We start from the raw sequence: 21,837 nt of genomic DNA, 5'->3' as shown, positions 1-21,837 counted from the left end.
GGCGGACCATCAAGACCGTACATCGCCGTTCCGAGCGTTGGACTCAGGAGCCGACGGGCTTGCCGGTGGGCAGCTCGCCGGGGCGCACGGCCGGCCAGTGCTGCCGTCGTTGTACTTCTTCTCCAGCCGCTCCACCTCGCGCATGAGCGCGGCGCTGATGAAGTCCGACAGCGAGCGGTGCCGCTCCTGGGGCCGGGTCCAGTCGTAGGCGGCGCGGGCCCGGTCGGCGTCGTCCGGCTTGCAATAGAAGCCGAGCTTTTCCTTGCCGGCCACTCCCCCGGTACGGGCCGGCAAGGCTGGGGCAGGCTGCTCGTCGCGGCGACCACCGGCGCTGAGCACCGGGTCGGAGGCGGGGGCCTTGTTCAGCCGTCGGGCCCCCTCGGCCTTCTGCCCACCGAGTGCATCGAGGGCGGCACTGTCGGGGCTGCTGCCGCGGCGTCGGGTCGTGGCCATGGTTCTCCTTGGGTACGGGGTATCTCAGCTGGAGAGCACGCGGGCGGCGACGGCGGCCAGGGCGTCGATGACGGCCTGGGCACGGGCACCATAGGTCGACAGCGGGGCCGCCGCGGTCGCGGCGGTGGCCACGATCTTGCGCTCGGGGATGAAGGGCTCGACCAGGTAGGTGGTGTAGTCGGTGCGCAGCTGCTCGGCCTACTCGACCCGGTCGCGGCGGTCGGCGCGGTAGCGGTTGACCACGACCCCGGCCAGCTGCAGCCGGTCGTTGAAGTGCTGGCGCACGGTGTGCAGGGTGCGGGTCATTTGCGCCAGGCCCTCCACGCTGGCCGCGCGGGGCTCGCTGACCAGCAGGGCCGCATCGACGGCGGTCAGGGCGTTGACGGTGAGCTGGCCCAGGCTGGGCGGGCAGTCGATGAGCACGACGTCCCACGGTCGGTGACGCCCTCCAAAGCGGTGCGCAGTCAGTACTCCCGGCCGAGGTCTTGTTCCTGCTCGCGGCCGGCGAGCGCCAGCTCGCCGGCGACCACGTCGATGCCTTTCCACCCCTCCCCCGCGGCCACCACGGCGTCGCCGATGCTGCCCGGGATCACCTGCCCGGTGCTTGTCGACCACCAGCACGTCGTTGAGGGTGAACGGCGGGGTGTCCTCCAGCCCGAGGTTGGCGGTGGCGTTGCCCTGGGGGTCGGCGTCGATGAGCAACATACGGTGGCCCTGCTCGGCTAGGACAGCGACGAGATTGACTCAGGCGCAGCCGACCCACTCGTCGGTGCCGTCGGGGAACACCTGGCGCTTCCACACCGGGATGCGCGCCTTGACCTCGTCCACCAGCAGCGCGCAGACCTGGAACGCCTCGGCCCGGTGGTCGGCCGAGACCGCGCACGCCAGCGCGACGTCGCCGATGCCCAGTGGACCGACCCGGTGGCTCACCGCCACCGCCCGCACCCCCGGCACCCGCGCCGCGACATCAGCGGCCACCTCGGCCACCAGCGCACCCGCCGTGGGGTGCGCGGAGTACTCCAGCGCGGTGACGGTGCGGCCCCCGTCGTGGTCGCGGACCACCCCGGCGAAGCTCACCACCGCACCGGCGGCCTGCTCGGCCACCAGCGCCTCGTGCTCGGCCAGGCTCAGCTCGTCCGCGGTCACCAGCGCCCGCGCCACGTGTGCCGTCACCGGTGGTCGCCCCCCGCCAGCTGGTCCAGCGCGTGGTCGAGCACCGGCTCCAGCACCGCGAGCCCGTCCCGGACGCCGCCGGTGGAGCCGGGCAGGTTCACCACCAGGGTGCGGCCGGCCACCCCGGCCACGCCGCGGGAGAGGATCGCCGTGGGCACTGCGTCCGAGCCCGCGGCCCGGACGGCGTCGGCCAGCCCGGGCACCTCGTAGTCGAGCAGCGCGCGGGTGAGCTCGGGAGTCGCGTCGGTGGGGCTGATGCCGGTGCCACCGGTGGTGAGGACGAGGCCGGGGGCAGCGGCGAGGGCAGTCCGCAGGGCCTGGGCCACCGGCTCGCCGTCGGCAACCACCACGGGCTCGTCCACCTGGTGGCCGTGCTCGCGCAGCCAGTCCACGATGATCGGTCCGGTGCGGTCTGGGTAGACCCCGCCGGCGGCCCGGGTGGAGGCCACCACCACCACGGCGCGGCTCACGGCCGGCTCCAGTGGCCGGTCTTGCCGCCGTCCTTGGTCTCCACGCGCACGCCGTCCATGGTGGCGGCGGGGTCCACCGCCTTGACCATGTCGTGCAGGGTCAGCCCGGCCACCGCCACGGCGGTGAGGGCCTCCATCTCCACCCCGGTGCGGTCGGTGGTGCGGACGGTGGCGGTGACGGCGACGTCGGCCTCCCCCAGCTGCAGGTCCACCACCACCCCGGACAGCGCGATGGGATGGCACAGCGGAACCAGGTCGGGGGTGCGCTTGGCGGCCATGATGCCGGCGATGCGCGCCGTGGCCAGGGCGTCGCCCTTGGGCAGCCCGTCCCGGCGCAGCAGCTCGACCACCTCGGCCGTGGTGCGGAAGGTGCCGGTGGCCACCGCGGTGCGGGCCGTGGCGTCCTTGCCGGTCACGTCGACCATGCGGGCCTGGCCCGCCGCGTCGACGTGGGTCAGCTCGGGCTTGCTCATCGGAGGACCTCGTCTGCTCGGACGCGGGCGGAGCCGGTCGTCCTGCGCCGACCGACGCCGGCCGCGTGGGTGGTGCCTCCCAGGTGGGACGGCTCCCTAGCGGTTGATGACCGTCGTCGGGTGCACGTAGGGAAGCTGGTCCGCGGGCAGCGGGAACTCGGTGTCGCCGAAGGGCGAGAGCCCACCCGCGACAGTCGAGGCCAGCTCGCTCACGGCGTGCTCACCCTCCGGGACCTTCGGCCACGACGGGTCGACCCAGCGCTTGCTCTTCTTGCCATCTGCTTTCGCCACACGGACATTCTGACAGTGCGCTGCCACTGCCGTACAGGGCAGGTCACTACCGTGGGCAGTGATGTCTGACCCACGGAGCCTCGCCGCCTGGTTGAGCCGCCAGTCCGACCAGCAGCTGAGCACCCTGCTGGAGCTGCGGCCGGACCTTGCCGTGCCGCCGCCTGCCGACTCCCAGGTGCTCGCCAACCGGGCGGGCCTGCGCGCCTCGGTGGTTCGCGCCGCAGACGAGCTCACCGCGTTCGAGCTGGCGGTGCTGGAGGCCCTGGTGCTGGCCCAGGCCGACGCCGAGCCGGTGTCGGTGGCCGACGTCCGCGAGCTGCTCGGCACCTCCGTGCCTGCCACCAAGGTCAACGCCGCGCTGGAGCGGCTGCGTGCCCAGGCCCTGGTGTGGGGACCGGACAAGCAGCTCGACGGCATCCGGGTGGCCCCGGCCATGCGGGAGGTGCTGCCGCGCGCCGGCCAGGTGGGTCGCCCGTCCGCCGCACTGGTCGACGCCGACGTCCCCGCCATGCTCGCCGAGCTCGACGCCGCCCGGCTCGGGCTGCTGACCACCTTGGCCAAGGGCGCCCCCTTCGGCCGCACCCGCGACGCCGCACCGGGAACACCAGCGGATCGCCCGGTGCAACAGCTGCTGCGGGCGGGTCTGCTGCTGCCGGTGGACGACCAGACGGTGGAGCTGCCCAGCCAGGTGAGCGCGGTGCTCCGAGGCGGCAGCCCGATGGGCGAGATCAGCCCCACCGAGCCGCGGGCGACGCCGACCAGCGTGACGCGCCAGGACATGGACTCCGCCGCCGCCGGCGCCGCGCTGGAGCTGCTGCGGCACTGCACCGACCTGCTCGCGGCCCTCGGTGCCGCGCCGGCCCCCACCCTGCGCTCCGGCGGCCTCGGGGTGCGCGAGCTGCGTCGGCTGGCCAAGCAGACCGGCATCGACGAGGCGGCGCTGCCCCTGCTGCTGGAGCTGCTGGCCGCGGCCGGGCTGGTGGCCTCCGACGAGGCGGCGGACCCGGCGTGGACGCCGACGACGCACGTCGACACCTGGGCGGTGGCCGAGCCGGCGGCACGCTGGGCCGAGCTGGCCACGGCCTGGCTGGAGCTGCCACGCCTGCCCGGGCTGGTCGGGGAGCGCGACGAGCGCGACAAGGCGCTGGCCACCCTGTCCGAGGAGCTGCGCCGCCCGCTCGCCCCGCGCGACCGCCGCCGCGTGCTGCAGGTGCTCGCCGACCTGCCGCCCGGCTCCGCGCTGGACGCCGCCCAGGTAGGGACCGCGCTGTCGTGGCGCCGGCCCCGCTGGGGCGGGCGGCTGCGGGAGGACCTCATCCGCTGGACGCTGGCCGAGGCCACCACGGTGGGCGTGCTGGGCCGCGGGGCGCTGAGCACCCCGGGGCGTGCCCTGCTCGCCGGTGGCGACGTCGAGGCGGCCATGGCGGTGGCGCTGCCCGCCCCGGTGGACCACGTGCTGGTGCAGGCCGACCTGACCGTGGTGGCGCCGGGACCGCTGGAGCCCGAGCTGGAGCAGGACATCGCCCTGGTGGCCGACGTGGAGTCGGCCGGGGCGGCCACCGTCTACCGGGTGGGCCCGTCCAGCGTGCGCCGCGCGCTGGACGCCGGGCGCAGCGCCGCGGAGCTGCACGCGCTGTTCGCCGAGCGCTCGCACACCCCGGTCCCCCAGGCGCTCACCTACCTCATCGACGACGTGGCCCGCCGGCACGGCCGGCTGCGCACGGGTACCGCCGGGTCGTTCGTGCGCTGCGACGACGAGGCGCTGCTGTCGGAGGTGGTGGCCTCACCGATCGCTGACGAGCTGGGCCTGCGGCGTCTCGCCCCCACGGTGGCGGTGGCGCCGGTGTCGCTGGCCGAGCTGCTGGAGGGGCTGCGCTCGGCGGGCTTCGCCCCGGCCGCTGAGGACCCCACCGGAGCAGTGCTGGACCTGCGCCCGCGGGGTGCGCGGGTGGAGGCACGGCGCAGCCGCCGCCGCTCGCCCGTGCCCACCCCGCCCAGCGCGGAGCAGCGTGCCGCGGTGGTGCGCGGCGTGCGCGCCGGCGACCGGGCGGCCACCATGACACCGGCCAACCGGGTGGTCTCCGACGGCAGCCGAGCCAGCGGCATGGCCACCATGGCTGTGCTGCAGCAGGCCGCCCGGGAGCGGCGCAGCGTGTGGATCGGCTACGTCGACGCCCAGGGCACCGCCAGCCAGCGGGTGGTGGAACCGGTGAGCGTGGGCGCCGGAGTGCTCGAGGGCTTCGACTCCGCCGCGGCCGGCATCCGCCGCTTCGCCCTGCACCGCATCACCTCGGTGGCCCTCACCGACGAGTGAGCGCCCTGGCCGGGTCGGGCTAGGGGTCGACCAGGCAGAAGGTGCGGGCCGGCTGCGGGAAGCTCAGCACGTCGACGTCACTGATCCCGGCGCAGAGGCTCTTGCCGGCGGAGTCCTCCACGCGCTTGGCCACCTTGACCACCGCCTCCGCGCTGGCGCAGTCAGCGTTCTTGACTCCCTTGCTCATGGCGCCCTCGGCGGCGTCGGCGACGCCGTAGCAGCTGCCTTCGGTGAAGTTGGGAACCAGGCAGAGCAGCGTGCGGTCGTCGCCGTCGCCGTCGGTCAGTGTCAGGGGGACGTACTCCTTGTTCGGGCACACGTTGGGCGCCTCGAGCTTCTTGCCCACCTGGTAGAGCGCCTCGGTCTGGTCGCAGCCGGCCCGCTCCACGTCGGAGTCGGTGTCGGAGAACGTGGCGATGACCAGGCAGTCACCCTCGTCGGCCGTGCTGACGCTGCTGCCGATCACCCCGCCCACCGCCAGCCCGACCACCACGACCACCAGGAGCACCACGGCTCCCACCGCGCTGCCCAGGGTCCAGAACAGCCGCTTGCGGCTCCGGGGCGGCGGCCCCGGGTACGGGCCCGGCTGGGGGTAGGGATTTGGCTGGGCGTACGGACCCGGCTGGGGGTACGGACCCGGCGGGGGCGGCGGGCCCTGCGGGTAGCCGCCCTGGTGGGGGTAGCCGGGCCCCGGGGCCCGCGCCTGGCCGAACGGCGGACCCTGGGGCGGTCCGGGTGGCGGTGTGGTCATCGGCGTGGCCCTTCCCTGGTGACGGCACGCACAGCGTAGTCACACAAGCACCGTCTGCGAACGACTTTCGGTGTGGCTCAGCACAGCAGGTGGCACCGCGGGCCTCGCAGGGAGGAAGATGAATGGTTGCCGCAGAAACCCAGGAGGACGTGTGACCGACGGACCGTTGATCGTCCAGTCCGACAAGACGCTGTTGCTCGAGATGGACCACGAGCTGGCCGGTGAGGCCCGGCAGGCCATCGCCCCGTTCGCCGAGCTCGAGCGAGCCCCCGAGCACGTGCACACCTACCGGATCACCCCGCTGGCCCTCTGGAACGCCCGCGCCGCCGGGCACGACGCCGAGCAGGTGGTCGACGCCCTGGTCCGCTTCTCCCGCTACGCGGTGCCCCAGGCGCTCCTGGTGGACATCGTGGACACCATGGGCCGCTACGGCCGGCTGCAGCTGGTCAAGAGCCCGGCGCACGGCCTGGTGCTCATCAGCCTCGACCGAGCAGTGCTCGAAGAGATCATGCGGCACAAGAAGATCGCCCCCATGCTCGGCGCACGGGTGGACGACGACACGGTGGTCGTCCACCCGTCCGAGCGTGGCCGGCTCAAGCAGATGTTGCTCAAGGTCGGCTGGCCGGCGGAAGACCTCGCCGGCTACGTGGACGGCGAGGCGCACGACATCTCCCTGGACAGCGGCGAGCCCGGGGACGAGGGCTACTGGGAGCTGCGCGACTACCAGCAGATGGCGGCCGACTCCTTCTGGGCCGGCGGCTCCGGCGTGGTGGTGCTGCCCTGCGGCGCCGGCAAGACCATGGTCGGTGCAGCCGCCATGGCCAAGGCCAAGGCCACCACGCTCATCCTGGTGACCAACACCGTGGCCGGACGGCAGTGGAAGCGTGAGCTGGTGGCCCGCACCTCCCTCACCGAGGACGAGATCGGCGAGTACTCCGGTGAGCGCAAGGAGATCCGTCCGGTCACCATCGCCACCTACCAGGTGGTCACCCGCAAGACCAAGGGCGAGTACCGCCACCTGGAGCTGTTCGACTCCCGGGACTGGGGCCTGGTGATCTACGACGAGGTGCACCTGCTCCCGGCGCCGGTGTTCCGGATGACGGCCGACCTGCAGTCGCGTCGCCGACTGGGTCTCACCGCCACGCTGGTGCGTGAGGACGGCCGCGAGGGTGACGTGTTCAGCCTGATCGGCCCCAAGCGCTACGACGCGCCGTGGAAGGACATCGAGGAGCAGGGCTGGATCGCGCCCGCGGAGTGCATCGAGGTGCGGGTGACGCTCACCGACGCCGAGCGGCTGGCCTACGCCACCGCCGAGCCGGAGGAGCGCTACAAGCTGTGCTCCACCGCGCGCACCAAGATGCCGGTGGTCAAGTCCATCCTGGAGCGCCACCCCGGGGCGCCCACCCTGGTGATCGGCGCCTACCTCGACCAGCTCGACGAGCTCGGGGAGGCGCTGGGGGCACCGGTGATCCAGGGATCCACCCGGAACAAGGAGCGGGAGAAGCTCTTTGACGAGTTCCGCCGCGGGGAGATCCAGACCCTGGTGGTGAGCAAGGTGGCCAACTTCTCCATCGACCTGCCGGAGGCCTCGGTGGCGGTGCAGGTGTCGGGGACGTTCGGCTCACGCCAGGAGGAGGCGCAGCGACTGGGCCGGCTGCTGCGACCCAAGCACGACGGCGGGCAGGCGCACTTCTACTCGGTGGTCGCCCGCGACACCCTGGACGCCGACTACGCCGCCCACCGGCAGCGGTTCCTGGCCGAGCAGGGCTACGCCTACCGGATCACCGATGCCGACGACCTGCTGGGGCCGCCGATCCCCGAGGTCGGCTGACACCAGCCCCACGACCACGTCAGCCCCGCCGGAGCTCCGGCGGGGCTGAGGTGGTTCTGCACGTCGGACTACTTGTGCCGGCGGTGGGCGGACAGGTCGACGAGTGCCCGCTGAGGGGCGAGCACCGCCTCCAGGTACGACGGGATCACGGTGCGCGGCTTGGGCTTCGGCTTGGCCAGCCAGCCGACGATCCCGCCCACCACCAGCCCGAGCGCGACCCCGGCGATCACCGGGAGCGCCTGCTTGAGCATGGCGCTGCCGCCGGCCATCTCCATCAGGTCGATGGCCTCGGCCGAGGTGGACTCCGACGGCCACCCGTGCCCGTCCGTCCCGTCGCTGGAGGAGGTCCCTGCCGCCGCGGGTGCCGGCTGGCTGCTTGGCGGCGTCGCGCTGGGCCCGGACGAGCTGGACGGGGCCGAGGTGGCTGACGTCGGCGTGGACGGCGCGGCCGCGGACGTGCCGGCCGTGGTGGTCCCGGTGGTGGTGGCTTCGGTGGTGGTGGATGGAGCGGTGGTGGCCGCGCCGCTCGCCGCGGCGCCCTCGCTCGCCCCTGAGCCGAGCCGCTCGCTCAGGCACTGGGCGAACTGCCCGATGATCTTGCCGCCCACGTCCACGATGAGGCCGCGCCCCATCTGCGCGGGCTTGCCGGTGATGTTCAGGTCGGTCTTGACCACCACCTTGGTGCTGCCAGAGCCATTCTCGGAGAGAATGGCCGTCACCTTGGCACTGGCTTGCCCGTTGCCACGAGAATCCTTGCCCTTGGCGTCGATCACCGCAGTGTGGGTGCTCTCGTCGGCGCTGACGTAAGTCCCGGTTCCCTTGTACAACATGGCAATCGGTCCCAGCTTGACCTTGACGGTGCCGGTGAAGGACGTGTCGTCGGAGCCGGTCAGCGTGGCGCCGGGAAAGCACGGCGCCACCCGCGGCGGCTCGAGAAAAGCCGTCCAGACCTCGCCAATAGGTGCGTCGACCGTGAAATCGTGTTCCATCTCCATCAAATCACCCTATCCATTCAGGCCACCGCGTTCCTCCGCCAAGTTACGCCGTGGCTGTGACGGCAACCACACCCGGGCACGACCGCCCGCTCAGCGCCGCCGCAGCCACCAGAGCACGAACGTGCCCACCGTCAGCGCGACCAGCACGGGCGCGAACCAGGCCATCTCGCCGCCAGCCGGCGAGGACTGCACCGGCGCGCCACGGCCGGGTCCGGACCCGCTCGCAGCGGGTCCCGCGGGGCCCGGCTCGTCGCCCTCGCCGGACGCCCCCTGGGCGGTCTCGGTGCCGGTGGCCGAGCGCGGGGTGGGGGTGGGCGCCCCGATGGCCCCGGGCATCTCCGCCCCCGTGGGCTCGGGCCCGGCTCCCTTGCCGTCGGCCGCGCTGGTGGCGCCTGAGTCGGTCGTCCCTGAGTCGGACACGTGCCTCTCCTGTCTGCTGTGGATGGACGAGCTGGGTCAGGAGATGCCGGCGGCCGCCGACACCGCCCGACGGGTGAGCACCCCGGCCAGGTGGGTGCGGTAGGCCGCGTCGGCACCGACGTCGCTGCCCGGTGAGGTGCCGACCCCGGCCTGCGCCGCGGCGGCGCGGACCGGCTCGGCGGTGGCCGGCTGGCCGAGCAGCGCGGCCTCCACCGCGGCCGCCCGCACGGGCGTGGACGCCATGTTGGTCAGCGCCACCTTGGCCTGCGCGATGGTGCCGCCCTCCAGCCGCACGGCTGCCGCGACCGCCACCACCGACCACGCCTGCGCCACCCGCTGGAACTTCTCGTAGCGGGCCCCCCAGCCGGTGTGCCGAGGGAGGCGGACCTGGGTGAGCAGCTCGCCCGGCTGCACCGCGGTGGTGAAGAGGTCCTGGAAGAAGTCCGCCGCGGCCACGGTGCGGGTGCCCGTGGGCGAGGCGAGCACCAGCGACGCGTCCAGGGCCAGCACCGGCGCGCCGAGGTCACCGGCGGGGTCGGCGTGCACCAGAGCCCCGCCGAGCGTGCCGCGGTGACGGATCTGCGGGTCGGCCACGGTGGCGGTGGTGAGCGCGAGCAGCGCCGCGTGCTCGGCCACCAGCGGGCTGTGCAGCACGTCGTGGTGGGTGGTCATCGCGCCGATCACCAGCTCGTCGCCCTCCACCGCGATGCCCCGCAGCTCGGCCACCTTGTTCAGGTCCACCACCAGGGTGGGGGCGGCCATCCGCAGCCGCAGCACCGGATTCAGGCTCTGCCCGCCGCCGAGCACCTTGGCGTCCTCGCCGCCGGCGGCCAGCACCTGCAGCGCCTCGGCGACCGTCGTCGGCGCCACGTAGTCGAAGCTCCCGGGGATCATGCGAGTCCTCCCTCGTCGGTGGTGCTGGTGGACTCGTCCACCGAGCCGGAGGCGTCGGTGGTGCCCAGGCCGCCGCCAGCCTCGGGGGTGTTGCGCCCCGCGGGCCCGCCGGCGTCCAGGCCGCCCCTGGCCTGCTCCAGCGCCCGCCACACCCGCTGCGGCGAGCACGGCATCTCGATGTCGCGCACGCCGTGCTGGCGCACCGCGTCGAGCACGGCGTTGACCACGGCCGGCGTGGAGGCGATGGTGCCCGCCTCGCCCACTCCCTTCACGCCCAGCACGTTGGACGTCGCGAGGGTCTCGGTGCGCTCGGTGGTGAAGTGCGGCAGGTCCATCGCCGAGGGCAGCAGGTAGTCGGCCATGGTGCCGGTGAGCAGGGTCCCGCCGTCGTCGTAGATCGCCTCCTCGTACAGCGCCTGGGCGATGCCCTGGGCCAGCCCACCGTGGATCTGGCCCTCCACGATCATCGGGTTGACCACCTGCCCCACGTCGTCCACGCAGACGTAGCGGTAGATCTGCACGAACCCGGTCTCGGTGTCCACCTCCACCGCGCAGAGGTGGGTGCCGTGCGGGTAGCTGAAGTTCTCCGGGTCGAAGGTGGCCTGGGAGTCCAGGCTGGGCTCCACCCCGTCGGGCAGGTTGTGCGCGGTGAACACCGCCAGGGAGATGTCGGCGATGCCCAGGCCCGCCTCGGTGCCGCGCACGGTGAACCGGCCACCGGCGAACTCCAGGTCCTCCGGGGCACACTCCAGCAGGTGTGCAGCGATCGGCCGGGCCTTGTCGATCACCTTGTCGGCGGCCTGCACGATGGCGACGCCCCCGACCACCAGCGAGCGGGACCCGTAGGTGTCCAGGCCCTTGGGCGAGGACTGGGTGTCGCCGTGCAGCAGCTCGACGTCCTCGAAGGCCACGCCGAGCCGGTCGGCGACGATCTGGCTGAACGCCGTCTCGTGCCCCTGCCCGTGCGGGGTGACGCCGGTGACCACCTCGACCTTGCCGGTGGGCAGCATCCGGATGGCGGCGTGCTCCCACCCGCCCGAGCCGAAGTTCAGCTGACCCAGCACCCGCGAGGGCGCCAGCCCGCACATCTCGGTGAACGTGGAGATGCCGATGCCCAGCTGCAGGGTGTCGCCGGACTCCCGGCGGCGCTGCTGCTCCGCGCGCAGCCCCGCGTAGTCGAACAGCTCCATCGCCTTGTCGGTGGACGCCTCGTAGTTGCCGGTGTCGTAGGTGAGCCCGGCGACCGTGGTGAACGGGAACTCCTCGTGCGTGATCCAGTTCTTCCGGCGCAGCTCCATCGGTTCCATGTCCAGCTCGACCGCCAGCTCGTCCATGATCCGCTCGATGCCGAAGGTGGCCTCGGGCCGGCCCGCGCCGCGGTAGGCGTCCGTCCACGCCTTGGTGGTGAAGACGTTGGTGCAGCTGAAGTGGTACGCCGGGAACTTGTAGATGGAGTTGAACATGAACGCGCCGAGGATGGGCACGCCCGGGGTGACCAGGCCGAGGTAGGCGCCCATGTCGGCCATCAGCTCCACCGTGAGGCCGGTGACGGTGCCGTCCCGCCGGGCGGTGATGGTGATGTCCTGGATCTGGTCCCGGCCGTGGTGGGCGGCCAGCAGCGACTCCGAGCGCGACTCGGTGTACTTGACCGGCCGGCCGAGCCGACGGCCCAGCATCACCGCGAGCACCTCCTCCGGCGTGATCTGCAGCTTGCCGCCGAAGCCGCCGCCCACGTCGGGGGCGATCACCCGCAGCTTGTGCTCGGGGATGCCCAGCGTCATCGCCATCATGGTGCGCACCAGGTGCGGCACCTGGGTGGACGTCCACAGGGTGAGCTGCTCGCCGGTGGGGTCGCACACCACCGAGCGCGGCTCCATGAACGCGGGGATGAGCCGCTGCTGGCGGAAGCGCCGGGTGACGGTGACCTCGGCGAGGGCGTCGGTGACGCTGCTGCCGGTGCCGGCCTCGGCGGAGTCGAAGGTCCACACCGCACACTTGTTGGTGCCCAGCGCGGGGTGCACCAGGTCGGCACCCTCGGCCAGGGCGGCCTCCATGTCCAGCACCGCGGGCAGCTCGTCGTAGTCGATGTCGATGCCGTCCAGGGCGTCGGCGGCCTCGTAGGCGCTGCGGGCCACCACCACCGCGACGATCTCCCCGGCGAAGTTCACCGTGTCCACCGCGACCGCCGGGTGGTCGGGGGTCTTCATGTCCGGCGTGATCGCCCACGCGCACGGCAGGCTGCCCTGCTCGGCGGCGAAGTCGGCACCGGTGTACACCGCGTGCACGCCCGGCCGGCTGCGCGCGTCGCTGGTGTCGACGGAGGTGATGGTGGCGTGCGCGAAGGGGCTGCGCAGCACCGCCACGTGCAGCATCCCGGGCAGCACGATGTTGTCGGTGAAGCGGGTGCGCCCGGTGATCAGCCGGGCGTCCTCCTTGCGCAGGCGCTCGCGCCCGAGCTCGGGGTCGGTGCCGGTGGGCGAGTCGACGGTGGTGGTCATCAGGCACCTGCCGGCTTCAGCGTCTGCGCGGCGGCCTGCACGGCCTTGACGATGTTCTGGTAGCCGGTGCAGCGGCAGAGGTTGCCCTCCAGCCCTTCCCGCACCTGTTCCTCGGTGGGGTCGGGGTTCTCCTTGAGCAGGTCGACGCTCTGCATGATCATCCCCGGGGTGCAGAAGCCGCACTGCAAGCCGTGGTTCTCGTGGAAGGCGCGCTGCACCGGGTGCAGCTCGCCGCCGGTGGCCAGGCCCTCGATGGTGGTCACCTCCGCGCCGTCGGCCTGCACCGCCAGCACCGAGCACGACTTCACGCTCACCCCGTCCAGGTGGACCGTGCAGGCCCCGCAGTTGCTGGTGTCGCAACCCACGAGGGTGCCCACCTTGCCGAGGCGCTCCCGCAGGTGGTGCACCAGCAGCGTCCGCGGCTCCACCTCGTCCGCGTAGCTGACGCCGTCGACGACCATGTTCACTCGGGTCATCAGGTCTCCTCCTCCAGAGCGGCTCCCCGGCACCGCCCCGCCAGGGGGCGCAACGTGACCGGGCTCACAGCCCACCCTTGCGCAGAGCGGCGGCTGCGGCAAGTGCGGGCGGGGAGACCGGTTCGCGCCGTTGGCTCGGCCGACCTGCGAGCGCTAGACCAGCAGCGCAGCGAGCACGGCCGGCGCGTCGGCCACACCGCGCAGCGCGGCCACCCGCGCCCCGCTGCGCCGCCCCAGCGCCACCGCCTCCTCGTCGTCGTCGGCCGGGGCGAGCACCACCAGCTCCGGCAGCCGCGCCGCCACCAGGGCGGGGTCCTCGGTCTCGCTGGTGCGGCAGTCGCTGAGCAGCACCACCACCCGTCGCTCGGCGCTGCTGCGGGCCAGCTCCTCCCCGGCCGCGCGCAGCCCCGCCGCCAGCGAGGTGGTGCCGTGCCCGCGCAGGGTGAGCACCGAGTCGACCACCGCCGAGGCCGGCGCCTGCGAGGTGATCGCGCGCAGCACCGTCACCGTCCGGGCGAAGGAGACGATCGCGTGCTCCCCCGGCGCCCGCAGCGCGCACGCGGCCGCGGTGAGGGCGGCCGCGGCGAGGCGGGCCCCACCCATCGACCCGGAGGTGTCCACCAGCAGGCACAGCGCCAGCTCCGGGCGGCCCCACTGGCGGGCGGTGAGCTCGTCCAGCCCCGGCTGCCTGCCCTGCGCGCGGGCGTCGAGCACGGCGTCCAGGGAGGCGTCCACGTCCAGGTCGCCGCCGCGGTCGGCCGGCACCGGGCGCAGCCGGCGCACCCCGCGGCTGCGGGCCAGGCCGGTGCGGGCACGGTCGAGCACCACCCGGGCGGCCAGCCGCCGCGCGGCGGCACGCAGGCCCTCGTCGGTGGCGGTGGCCATGTCCGCCAGCAGGGTCAGCGCCGCGTCGGGATCGGCGGCGGCCGCGGCGTCGAAGGCCTCCTCGTCCAGCTGGCCCACCTCCGGGGAGACCTGCTCGAACTCGGGCGCGCGGGAGAGCTCGGAGCGCGGGGTGGTGCGCTGGCGCGGACCGCGGTCGCGCCGGGCTGGTGGTGGCTCCTCGCCCGCGCTGGGCGGGCTCACGCTCCCCCCGACGCACCACCGTCCCCCGTGGGCTCGGACTCGTCGGCGGGGTCGTCGTCGGTGGGCTCGGCGCCGAACACCGCCACGTAGAGCTCGCGGACGATCTCCTCCGGCGCCCGCCCGCACGACTCCTGCAGGCGCACCCGGCCGGAGAGCGCCACCAGGGCCGCGTCCAGGCCCACCAGCCAGCTGGTGGGCTCCTGCCCGCGCAGCCCGGACAGCGACACCGCCAGCCGCACCAGGTCGATGGCGCCGCGCACCGAGGAGCCGATCCGCACGTCCGGGTGCTCGCGGGTGCGGCGCACCAGGTCCACCACCTGCGCGCGCCAGGGGTCGGGCACGGCCGGGCCGCGCAGCACCACGATGTCGGCCTCGTCCTGCGCCGACTGGTAGCCCATGGTGATGCGGCAGCAGCGGTCGTAGACGGCGGCGGAGATGCGGGCGGTGCCCACCGCGTCGAACGGGTTCATCGCGGCCACCAGCCGGAAGCCCGCGGCCGCCGGCACCCGGCCCAGCCGCGGCACGTGCAGCTCGCCCTCGCTCATCACCGTGATGAGCACGTTCAGGGTCTCCTCCGGGACGCGGTTGACCTCCTCCACGTAGAGCAGGGACCCGGCCCGCATCGCCTGCACCAGCGGGCCGTCGACGAAGACGTCCGGGCTGTAGCCCTCGCTGAGCACCTGGGCGGGGTCGAAGTGCCCGATCAGCCGACCGGGCGTGAGCTCGGCGTTGCCCTCCACGAAGACGAACGGCACCGACCCGGCCGCGGCCACCGAGCGCAGCAGGGTGGTCTTGCCGGTGCCGGGTGGGCCCTCCAGCAGGACGTGGGCGCCGCAGTCCAGGGCGGCCACGAGCAGCTCGACCTCCCGGTGGCGGCCCACCACCGCAGCGGCGGGGCCTGTCGCAACAGGCCCCGCCGCAGTGAGCAGAGTGCTCACGTGTGCTCGTGCACGATCACGCCGCGCACGTTCTTGCCCTCGAGCAGGTCGCTGTAGCCCTCGTTCACCTGGTCGAGGGTATAGGTCCTGGTGATCAGCTCGTCCAGCTTGAGGTCACCACTCTGGTACAGCCCCAAGATTTTTGGGATGTCGGTGGTGGGGTTGCAGTCGCCGAAGAGGCTGCCCTTCACGCTCTTGCGGAACAGCGTCATGATCGAACCGGGCAGCTGCACGTTCTGCACGTCCAGCCGGTTCAGCCCGGTGAGCACCACGCTGCCGCCCTTGCCGATGGCGTTGAACGCCTCGCTCACCACCTGCTGCTCCACCAGGCCGACGGTGACGATGGCGCTGTCCGCCCCCACGCCCCTGGTGAGGTCGACGGCCAGCTGCTGCGCCTCCTCGCCGGTGGCCACCGCGTGCGTGGCGCCGAGCTCCATCGCCTTCTCCCGCTTGTTCTCCAGCGGGTCGACGGCGATGAGGTTCTTGGCGCCGGCGTAGGCCGCACCCTGCACGGCGTTGATGCCGATCCCGCCGATGCCGAAGACCACCACCGTGTCGCCGGGGCGCACGTTCGCGGTGTTCACCGCCGAGCCCCACCCGGTGGGCACGCCGCAGCCGACCAGCACCGCCTTGTCCAGCGGCAGGTCGTCGTCCACCTTCACCACGGAGTTCTGGTGGATGACACCCCACTGGGAGAACGTGCCGAGCATGCACATCGCGCCGTAGTCGCCGTCGGGTCCGGTGTACGGGAAGCGGGGCCCGGGCAGGTAGCCCTCCAGGATGTTGGCGCCCATGTCGCAGATGGACTGTCGGCCGGAGGCGCACCAGTGGCACACCCCGCAGTTGGGGATGAACGAGCAGACCACGTTGTCCCCGGCCTTGACCCGGGTGACGCCGGGGCCGACCTCCTCGATGACGCCTGCGCCCTCGTGGCCGAGCACCATGGGCAGCCGGGCCTCCAGGTCGCCGTGCTGGATGTGGACGTCGGAGTGGCACAGGCCCGCGTGGGTGTAGCGGATGAGCACCTCCCCCGCTCTGGGCCCGTCCAGGTCGAGCTCCATCAGCTCGATGGGCTTGCCGGTCTCGACGACTACTGCGGCCTTGGTCTTCATCTGGGGTTCTCCTCGCTGACCAGGACCCGCGGCTGCGGTGACGCGAGTCACACTCACCCTGCGCCGCGTGGACGTTCCCGGCAACTCCGGCGCTCAGGCCGGGGCCAGCTCCACCCGCAGCCGCTCCAGCAGCACCGCCACCGGCTCCGCCCGGGAGAACAGGAAGCCCTGCGCGCGCGAGCATCCCAGCTCCAGCAGCTTCTCCTGCTGCTGCGCGGTCTCCACCCCTTCGGCGATCACCTCCAGGCCCAGCGTCTGGCTCAGGGTGAGCAGGGCGGTGACGATGGCGGCGTCCTCGTCCTGGTCCAGGTTCTGCACGAAGCTGCGGTCGATCTTCAGCCCGCGCAGCGGCAGCTGCTTGAGGTAGCTGAAGTTGGAGTAGCCGGTGCCGAAGTCGTCCACCACCACCCCCACCCCGAGCGAGCGCAGGTCGCGGAGGCTGCCCATGGTGCGGGCGGGGTCCCACAGCGACGCCGTCTCGGTGATCTCGAGGGTGAGCGCCTGCGGGCTCACCCCGTGCTCCTTGAGCAGCCCACGGATGCGCGCGGGCAGCGTCGGCTCGTGCACGTGCAGCGCCGAGAGGTTGACGTTGACGCCGATCTCGGGCCACTCCTGGCGCACGCGGGCGACGTCGCGCAGCGCGGTCTCCAGCACCCACTGGTCCAGCCGCCGGATCAGGCCGGTGTCCTCGGCCAGGGAGATGAACTCGTCCGGCGGCACCGCGCCGCGGGTGCAGTGGTTCCACCGCGTCAGCGCCTCGATGCCCACCGGCCGGCCGGTGCCCACCTCCACGATGGTCTGGTAGTGCACCTCCAGCTCCTGGCGGTCCAGCGCGTGGCGCAGGTCGCTCTCCATGTCCAGCAGGCCGGCCACGCTCATGGACGGCTCGTACACGGCGACCTGCGCCTTGCCCGCGGCCTTGGCGCGGTACATCGCGATGTCGGCCTCGCGGAGCAGGCTCTCCGCGTCGTGCTCACTGCCGTGCGCCACGGCCAGGCCGATGCTGGCGGAGACGAACACCGAGCGCTGGCCCACCGGGAAGGGCTCGGTCAGCGCCGCCAGGATGCGTCCGCCGACCAGCTCGGCCTCGGCCGTGGCGGTGGGTCGGGCCAGCCGGTTGAGCAGCACCACGAACTCGTCGCCGCCGAGGCGGCCCACCACGTCCTCCGGGCGCACCGCCGCCTCCAGGCGCTGACCCACCGCGGTGAGCAGCTCGTCGCCGGCGGCGTGGCCCAGGCTGTCGTTGATGGTCTTGAACCGGTCGAGGTCGAGGAACACCACACCGAGGCAGTGCTCCTGATCGGTGCGCCGCAGGGCCTCTCCCAGCAGGACGCCCAGCCGGGTGCGGTTGGCCAGGCCGGTCAGCGGATCCACCGAGGCCTGCTCGCGCAGCTGGCGCTCCAGCGAGCGCCGGGCCTCGAGCTCACGGTGGTTCTCCACGGCCAGGCCGGTCTCGGTGGCGAAGCGCTGCAGGATCGGCAGGCACGAGCGGCTGAGGAAGTACGGCTCGGGGTGGCGCAGGGACAGGAACCCCAGCGAGGTGCCGCCGCGGCCGGGCAGCGGCACCACCACCACACAGCCGGGAGTGCGGTCGAACAACCACTCGGCCGCCTCCGGTGGCTCGCTGATGCCGGCGGCGGTGTTGGGCACCCAGGCCGTCCTGGAGTGCGCCACCGCCCAGCCCCCGATGTTGCGGTGCATGTTGGCGGTGGTGCCGCCCCGGACGGTGCTGTCCTTGATGATGTCGGGGTCGCCGACGACGGCCACGTGGGTGGCCCCCACCCCGTCGGGGTCGACCAGGGTGATCCAGCCGGTGCGGGCCCCGGTGATCTGCAGCGTGGACTCGGCCACCCGCTGCAGGGTGGCGCCGAGGTCGTCGTCGTTGTTCATGGCCACCGCCACGTCGTGCAGCGCCGCCAGCTGCAGGCCGCTCTGCTCGGCGCGCTCGAACAGCCGGGCGTGCTGCAGCGCGGTGCCGGCCATGTCGGCGATGAGGCCGAGCATCTCCTGCGGCTGCGGCCGGTCGGCGGCGAACCACTCCAGCAGCACCACCCCGACGGCGGCGCCGTGCACCACCAGGGGTTGGGCGTGCAGCCAGCGGACAGCACCGCTGGCGTCGTCGGTGACGGCGGCCGTCACCGCGCGCAGACCGGTCACGGCCTGCTGCAGGGTGGGGTGCTCGTCCACCATGATGCAGCCGAGCGGGCCGCGGAAGCGCGCCAGGAAGCCGCCCTCCTGCTGCGGGGACACACACATCGGGACCAGCCGGGTGCTGTCGTCGTCCAGCAGCAGCAGCGCGGAGCGGTCGGCGCCGGAGTGCTCCACCATGGCGGCACAGAACCGGCTCGCCACCTCGGCGGCGCTGAGGCTGGAGTTGAGCGCCGAGGACAGCGCACCGAGCGACTCGGCGGCCTGCCGACGCCGCTCACCGGTGAGCACCGCCCGGGCGTTGGTCATGGCGGAGGCGACCTGGCTGGCGAGCAGCGTCAGCACGTACTCGTCGTCGGAGCTGAACTCCCAGCCGCTGCGCCGGAAGGCCCCGAGCAGGGCCACCACCGTGCCGTCCACCTCCACCGGCACGGTCACCCCCGCGCGGGGACGCCAGCCGGCCCGCTCGGGGAGCTGGTTGCGGATGTCGGCCAGGCGCAGCGGCCGGCGCTCCTGCGTCAGCTGGTGCAGCAGGTCCGGGCGCAGGTGTCCGCTCCAGGTGGAGAGCAGCTCGGCGTTCAGGCCACGCTGGGCCACGCAGCGGGCGATCCTCCCGTCGTCGAGCAGCACCACGCAGGCGGCATCGGCCTCCAGCAGCGGCAGGATTCCCTCCACCGCGAGGTCCAGCACGTCCTGCTCGCTGCGGCGCGTGCCGATCCGGACGCTGTGCTCGGCCAGGTTGCGCAGCTGGGCCACCCGCTGCAGCCGGCGCATCACCAGCGACAGGTAGCTGGCCACGATGGTCACCAGCTCCGCCTCGGCCGTGGTGAACGGGGTGCCGGACTGGCGGTACAGGGAGAGCACCGTGGTGTCCGCGCTCGGCACGCAGATCCCCACGTGCGGCAGCCCGGCGGCGAGTGCCTGGGGCAGCACGTCGGGTCCGGCCAGGTGCACTGCCCGACCGGTGCGCACCGCCTCCTCGAGCGCGGCGTGGTTGGCGACCTTCTCCTCGGCGGCCGGCACCAGCACGAGCGGCGTGATGCTGGCGGACCCGTCGGTCACCACCACCTTGTCGATCGCCACCACGGCGCTGGCGAAGAGCGCGCCCAGGTGCTCGGCCACGTCGCGGACGAGGTCACGCCAGTCTCGGTGCTCCTCGACCACCACGGCCAGCAGGCGGGCCAGCCGGGCGAGGTCGATCTGCGCCGCGACGCCTCGGCCCGCGGGACGGTCCGGCCCCGCGTCCGCTCTCGTGTCCGTGGACAACCCCAACCCCCCGGTTCAAGCCCGCAACCAGCTGCACGATGCCGCCGTGGGGGCGGTCTACGACTGGCGAAACTCACTCGCGCGCTTCATCATGCACGGCCAGTGACCTGTCTCATCGGCTTGCCGGGTCGATCTCTTAGCGTGGCGACCCCGGCTCCTGCGCTGAGACCGCCCGGGCGACCGACCGGGCGACACAGCGCAATTTCGCTTGGAGGCAACGCAATCTCCGGCGATGGCCCGGTCAGCGCCGGCGCAGCACCGGCGCGGAGAGGTCGGTGGGCACCCCGCCGGGCAGCGCCGCGCTCAGTTCCCGGGCCCACGCCACCAGGCCGGCCACGTCCACCCCGTGCGGGCCGGGCGCGGGCTGCTCGGCCAGCACGGCGGCCGCGCGGGTGAGCAGGGCCTGGGCTCCGCGGACGTTGCCGCGCAGGCAGTGGGTGTGGCCCACCGCCAGCTGGGCCAGGCCTCGCCACAGCGCCCGCTCCGGCTCCGGCGCCAGCTTCCAGGCGTCCTCGAGCACCTCGTGGGCGTGAAAGGGCATGCCCGCGTCCAGCAGCTCCTGCGCCTCCGCCAGGGTCTGCTCCGGCGTGCGGTGCAGGCCCTCGGGCGCACGCTCCACCCCGGCGGCGCCGTAGGGCAGGGGCCGGCCAAGGCCGTCGCGGGGACGGGCGTTGCGGGCCCGGCCCTCCTCGTCGCGGTCGCGCCCCGGCCGCTGTCCCGTCATGGGTGTCACGGTAGCGACCGGCCTGCTCACCGGGTGAGCTCCGGGCGCAGCGCCGCCGGCTCCCCCGCCCGCAGCGCACCCCACCACAGCCCCGTGCCGTAGGCCAGGTCGTCGAGCCGCTTGGCCCCCAGGTAGCGCAGCGGGTCGAGCCGGGAGGGTGCTGACCCGTCCCGGCGGGGGGTGGTGTCCCGGTGGGTGGCCCAGTCCGCCAGCCCGTCCAGCACCCCCGCGGCCAGCAGCACCCGCCGGGCCCGCGGGGAGAGCGCCGCCACCAGCAGCGTCACCGGCCAGTACGACCGCCACGCCGCCGACGCCAGCTGGGTGAGCGCGCCGTAGAGCCCGCGCGGGGCCAGCACCGCCGCGGTCGCCAGCGGGTGGTGCAGCCCGGTGAGGCTGCGGGACAGGCGCACCGTGGCCACCGCCGTCACCACCGCCGCACCCGTGACGCCCGTGCGCCGTCCGGTCAGCAGCAGCGCCGCCGCCACCGCCGTCCACGGCGCCAGCACCACCGGCGGCACCTGCCCGGGGTGCCGAGCCGCCAGCGGGGCGGCACCGGTGCCGTAGAAGGCCTTGCGGCGCAACCAGGTGCCTACTCGCGTGCGGTGCTGGTGGGCGACCCGGGCGGCAGGCTCGTAGCGCAGCCGCCAGCCGCGGGCGTGCAACCGCCAGCACAGGTCCACGTCCTCGGCCACCGACATCTCCGCGGCGAAGCAGCCGCGCTCGTCGCCGCTGACCGCGGCCACCCGCACCAGCAGCGCGGCGCTGGGCACGTAGGCCACCCGGCTGCGCGGCAGCACGCCCGCCTCGCGCGGGCCCAGGTCCAGCGAGGACCGCAGCGTCTCGTAGCGGGCCACCCAGCCGCGCCCGGCCGGCAGCGCCACGATCCGCGGGGCCACCAGCGCCACCGCCGGGTCGGCCAGGTGCGGCAGCAGCGCGGTCAGCCAGCCGGGGGTGGGCACCACGTCGGAGTCCAGGAAGGCCACGAACGGGGTGCGGGCCCGGGCCAGGCCGGTGTTGCGGGCGGCGGCCGGGCCGCGGCTGGTGGGGTGGCGGACCAGCTCGGCGCCGTGCTCGGCCACCACCGTCGCCAGCTGCCGCCGGTGGGCGCTGTCGGAGCCGTCGTCGACCACCACGACCGGGGTGCCGGGCGTCAGCGCGGCCAGCAGCCGCTGCACCCCGGCGGCGTTGTCGCGCACCGGGACCACCACCGTCACCTGCTCTGGCGTGGGTCCGCCGACGGGGCGCGGGTGGGCCACCCCGGCGTCGAGCAGGGTGCGGGCCAGCGCCGCGCTGGCACTGTCGCGCACCGTCATCGGCTGCTCGGCCAGCCGCTCTCGGGCGGCCGGGCGCAGCCGCAGCAGCCGCGGCGGGGACCCACCGAGGACGGCCGCACCCCGGTCGAGCCACCACAGCCGGCGGTCGAGCTGCACCCGGAAGCCCAGCGGCAGGGCCGGGGTGCTCACAGCGTGCGGGTGGAGCCCGGCGAGACGGCGCTGGCGTTGATGCCGGTGCCGGTCACCACCG

The 21,837-nt window shown here is 73.8% G+C and carries 20 protein-coding genes; 2 read left to right on the top strand and 18 right to left on the bottom strand.

Features of this window, described 5'->3' with window-relative positions:
* Positions 1-9: 9 nt before the first annotated feature.
* The 6 genes from AC3YNX_RS07335 to AC3YNX_RS07310 form a co-directional block, all read right to left on the bottom strand.
* On the bottom strand, positions 10-453 hold the full coding sequence (locus AC3YNX_RS07335) for a ParB family protein (protein WP_489995056.1): 444 nt from the start codon (positions 451-453) through the stop codon (positions 10-12).
* Between the two features lie 198 nt (positions 454-651).
* A complete protein-coding gene (locus AC3YNX_RS07330) occupies positions 652-1,158 on the bottom strand; it encodes a ParA family protein (protein WP_489995055.1) in 507 nt (168 codons plus the stop codon).
* Positions 1,159-1,197: 39 nt separating this feature from the next.
* Complete coding sequence (locus AC3YNX_RS07325) at positions 1,198-1,626, bottom strand: molybdenum cofactor biosynthesis protein MoaE (protein WP_489995054.1); 429 nt, start codon at positions 1,624-1,626, stop codon at positions 1,198-1,200.
* Complete coding sequence (locus AC3YNX_RS07320; RefSeq protein ID WP_206518173.1) at positions 1,623-2,081, bottom strand: MogA/MoaB family molybdenum cofactor biosynthesis protein; 459 nt, start codon at positions 2,079-2,081, stop codon at positions 1,623-1,625. The genes AC3YNX_RS07325 and AC3YNX_RS07320 overlap by 4 nt, the downstream gene beginning before the upstream one ends.
* An 11-nt stretch (positions 2,082-2,092) precedes the next feature.
* Positions 2,093-2,569, bottom strand: a complete 477-nt coding sequence (gene moaC, locus AC3YNX_RS07315; RefSeq protein ID WP_127782001.1) for a cyclic pyranopterin monophosphate synthase MoaC — start codon at positions 2,567-2,569, stop codon at positions 2,093-2,095.
* 96 nt (positions 2,570-2,665) lie between these two features.
* Positions 2,666-2,860, bottom strand: coding sequence for a hypothetical protein (locus AC3YNX_RS07310; protein WP_206518083.1), 195 nt, complete (start codon positions 2,858-2,860; stop codon positions 2,666-2,668).
* Between the two features lie 61 nt (positions 2,861-2,921).
* Between AC3YNX_RS07310 and AC3YNX_RS07305 the strand changes: the two genes are divergently transcribed.
* Entirely contained in the window at positions 2,922-5,174 is a 2,253-nt protein-coding gene (locus tag AC3YNX_RS07305; protein WP_489995053.1) for a helicase-associated domain-containing protein, read from the top strand.
* A gap of 19 nt (positions 5,175-5,193) precedes the next feature.
* Here AC3YNX_RS07305 and AC3YNX_RS07300 read toward each other — a convergent pair whose 3' ends face one another.
* A complete protein-coding gene (locus AC3YNX_RS07300; RefSeq protein WP_489995052.1) occupies positions 5,194-5,925 on the bottom strand; it encodes an LppU/SCO3897 family protein in 732 nt (243 codons plus the stop codon).
* Between the two features lie 151 nt (positions 5,926-6,076).
* On the opposite strand from AC3YNX_RS07300, the gene AC3YNX_RS07295 reads away from it, so the two are divergent.
* Complete coding sequence (locus AC3YNX_RS07295) at positions 6,077-7,756, top strand: DNA repair helicase XPB (RefSeq protein WP_127781997.1); 1,680 nt, start codon at positions 6,077-6,079, stop codon at positions 7,754-7,756.
* Between the two features lie 68 nt (positions 7,757-7,824).
* On the opposite strand, the gene AC3YNX_RS07290 is transcribed toward AC3YNX_RS07295, so the two are convergent.
* From AC3YNX_RS07290 to mftF, 11 genes are all read right to left on the bottom strand, one after another.
* The gene (locus AC3YNX_RS07290; protein WP_489995051.1) at positions 7,825-8,751 is read right to left on the bottom strand and encodes an SRPBCC family protein; all 927 of its coding nucleotides are present in this window, start codon (positions 8,749-8,751) and stop codon (positions 7,825-7,827) included.
* 90 nt (positions 8,752-8,841) lie between these two features.
* A complete protein-coding gene (locus tag AC3YNX_RS07285; protein WP_127781996.1) occupies positions 8,842-9,171 on the bottom strand; it encodes a hypothetical protein in 330 nt (109 codons plus the stop codon).
* A gap of 36 nt (positions 9,172-9,207) precedes the next feature.
* Positions 9,208-10,065, bottom strand: a complete 858-nt coding sequence (locus tag AC3YNX_RS07280; protein WP_489995050.1) for an FAD binding domain-containing protein — start codon at positions 10,063-10,065, stop codon at positions 9,208-9,210.
* Positions 10,062-12,563, bottom strand: coding sequence for a xanthine dehydrogenase family protein molybdopterin-binding subunit (locus AC3YNX_RS07275; protein ID WP_489995049.1), 2,502 nt, complete (start codon positions 12,561-12,563; stop codon positions 10,062-10,064). Before AC3YNX_RS07275 ends, AC3YNX_RS07280 begins: the two co-directional genes overlap by 4 nt.
* Positions 12,563-13,039 (bottom strand): (2Fe-2S)-binding protein, encoded by a 477-nt coding sequence (locus AC3YNX_RS07270; protein ID WP_127781993.1) that lies wholly within the window; start codon positions 13,037-13,039, stop codon positions 12,563-12,565. Before AC3YNX_RS07270 ends, AC3YNX_RS07275 begins: the two co-directional genes overlap by 1 nt.
* 153 nt (positions 13,040-13,192) lie before the next feature.
* Entirely contained in the window at positions 13,193-14,125 is a 933-nt protein-coding gene (locus AC3YNX_RS07265) for a vWA domain-containing protein (RefSeq protein ID WP_241249674.1), read from the bottom strand.
* Positions 14,122-15,063 carry an AAA family ATPase gene (locus AC3YNX_RS07260; protein WP_127781992.1) on the bottom strand — a complete coding sequence of 314 codons (942 nt, stop codon included), beginning with the start codon at positions 15,061-15,063 and terminating at the stop codon, positions 14,122-14,124. The genes AC3YNX_RS07265 and AC3YNX_RS07260 overlap by 4 nt, the downstream gene beginning before the upstream one ends.
* Complete coding sequence (locus AC3YNX_RS07255; protein ID WP_489995048.1) at positions 15,060-16,175, bottom strand: NDMA-dependent alcohol dehydrogenase; 1,116 nt, start codon at positions 16,173-16,175, stop codon at positions 15,060-15,062. The genes AC3YNX_RS07260 and AC3YNX_RS07255 overlap by 4 nt, the downstream gene beginning before the upstream one ends.
* A 93-nt stretch (positions 16,176-16,268) precedes the next feature.
* Entirely contained in the window at positions 16,269-19,589 is a 3,321-nt protein-coding gene (locus AC3YNX_RS07250; RefSeq protein WP_489995047.1) for an EAL domain-containing protein, read from the bottom strand.
* A gap of 241 nt (positions 19,590-19,830) precedes the next feature.
* Positions 19,831-20,313: a DUF309 domain-containing protein gene (locus AC3YNX_RS07245; protein ID WP_489995046.1), complete on the bottom strand. Its 483-nt coding sequence runs from the start codon at positions 20,311-20,313 to the stop codon at positions 19,831-19,833.
* Positions 20,314-20,339: 26 nt separating this feature from the next.
* Entirely contained in the window at positions 20,340-21,776 is a 1,437-nt protein-coding gene (mftF, locus tag AC3YNX_RS07240) for a mycofactocin biosynthesis glycosyltransferase MftF (protein ID WP_489995045.1), read from the bottom strand.
* Positions 21,777-21,837: the final 61 nt, after the last annotated feature.

The organism is Rhodococcus sp. Z13_19A (genome assembly GCF_058133575.1).
This window is presented reverse-complemented; position numbering and strand designations above follow the sequence as displayed.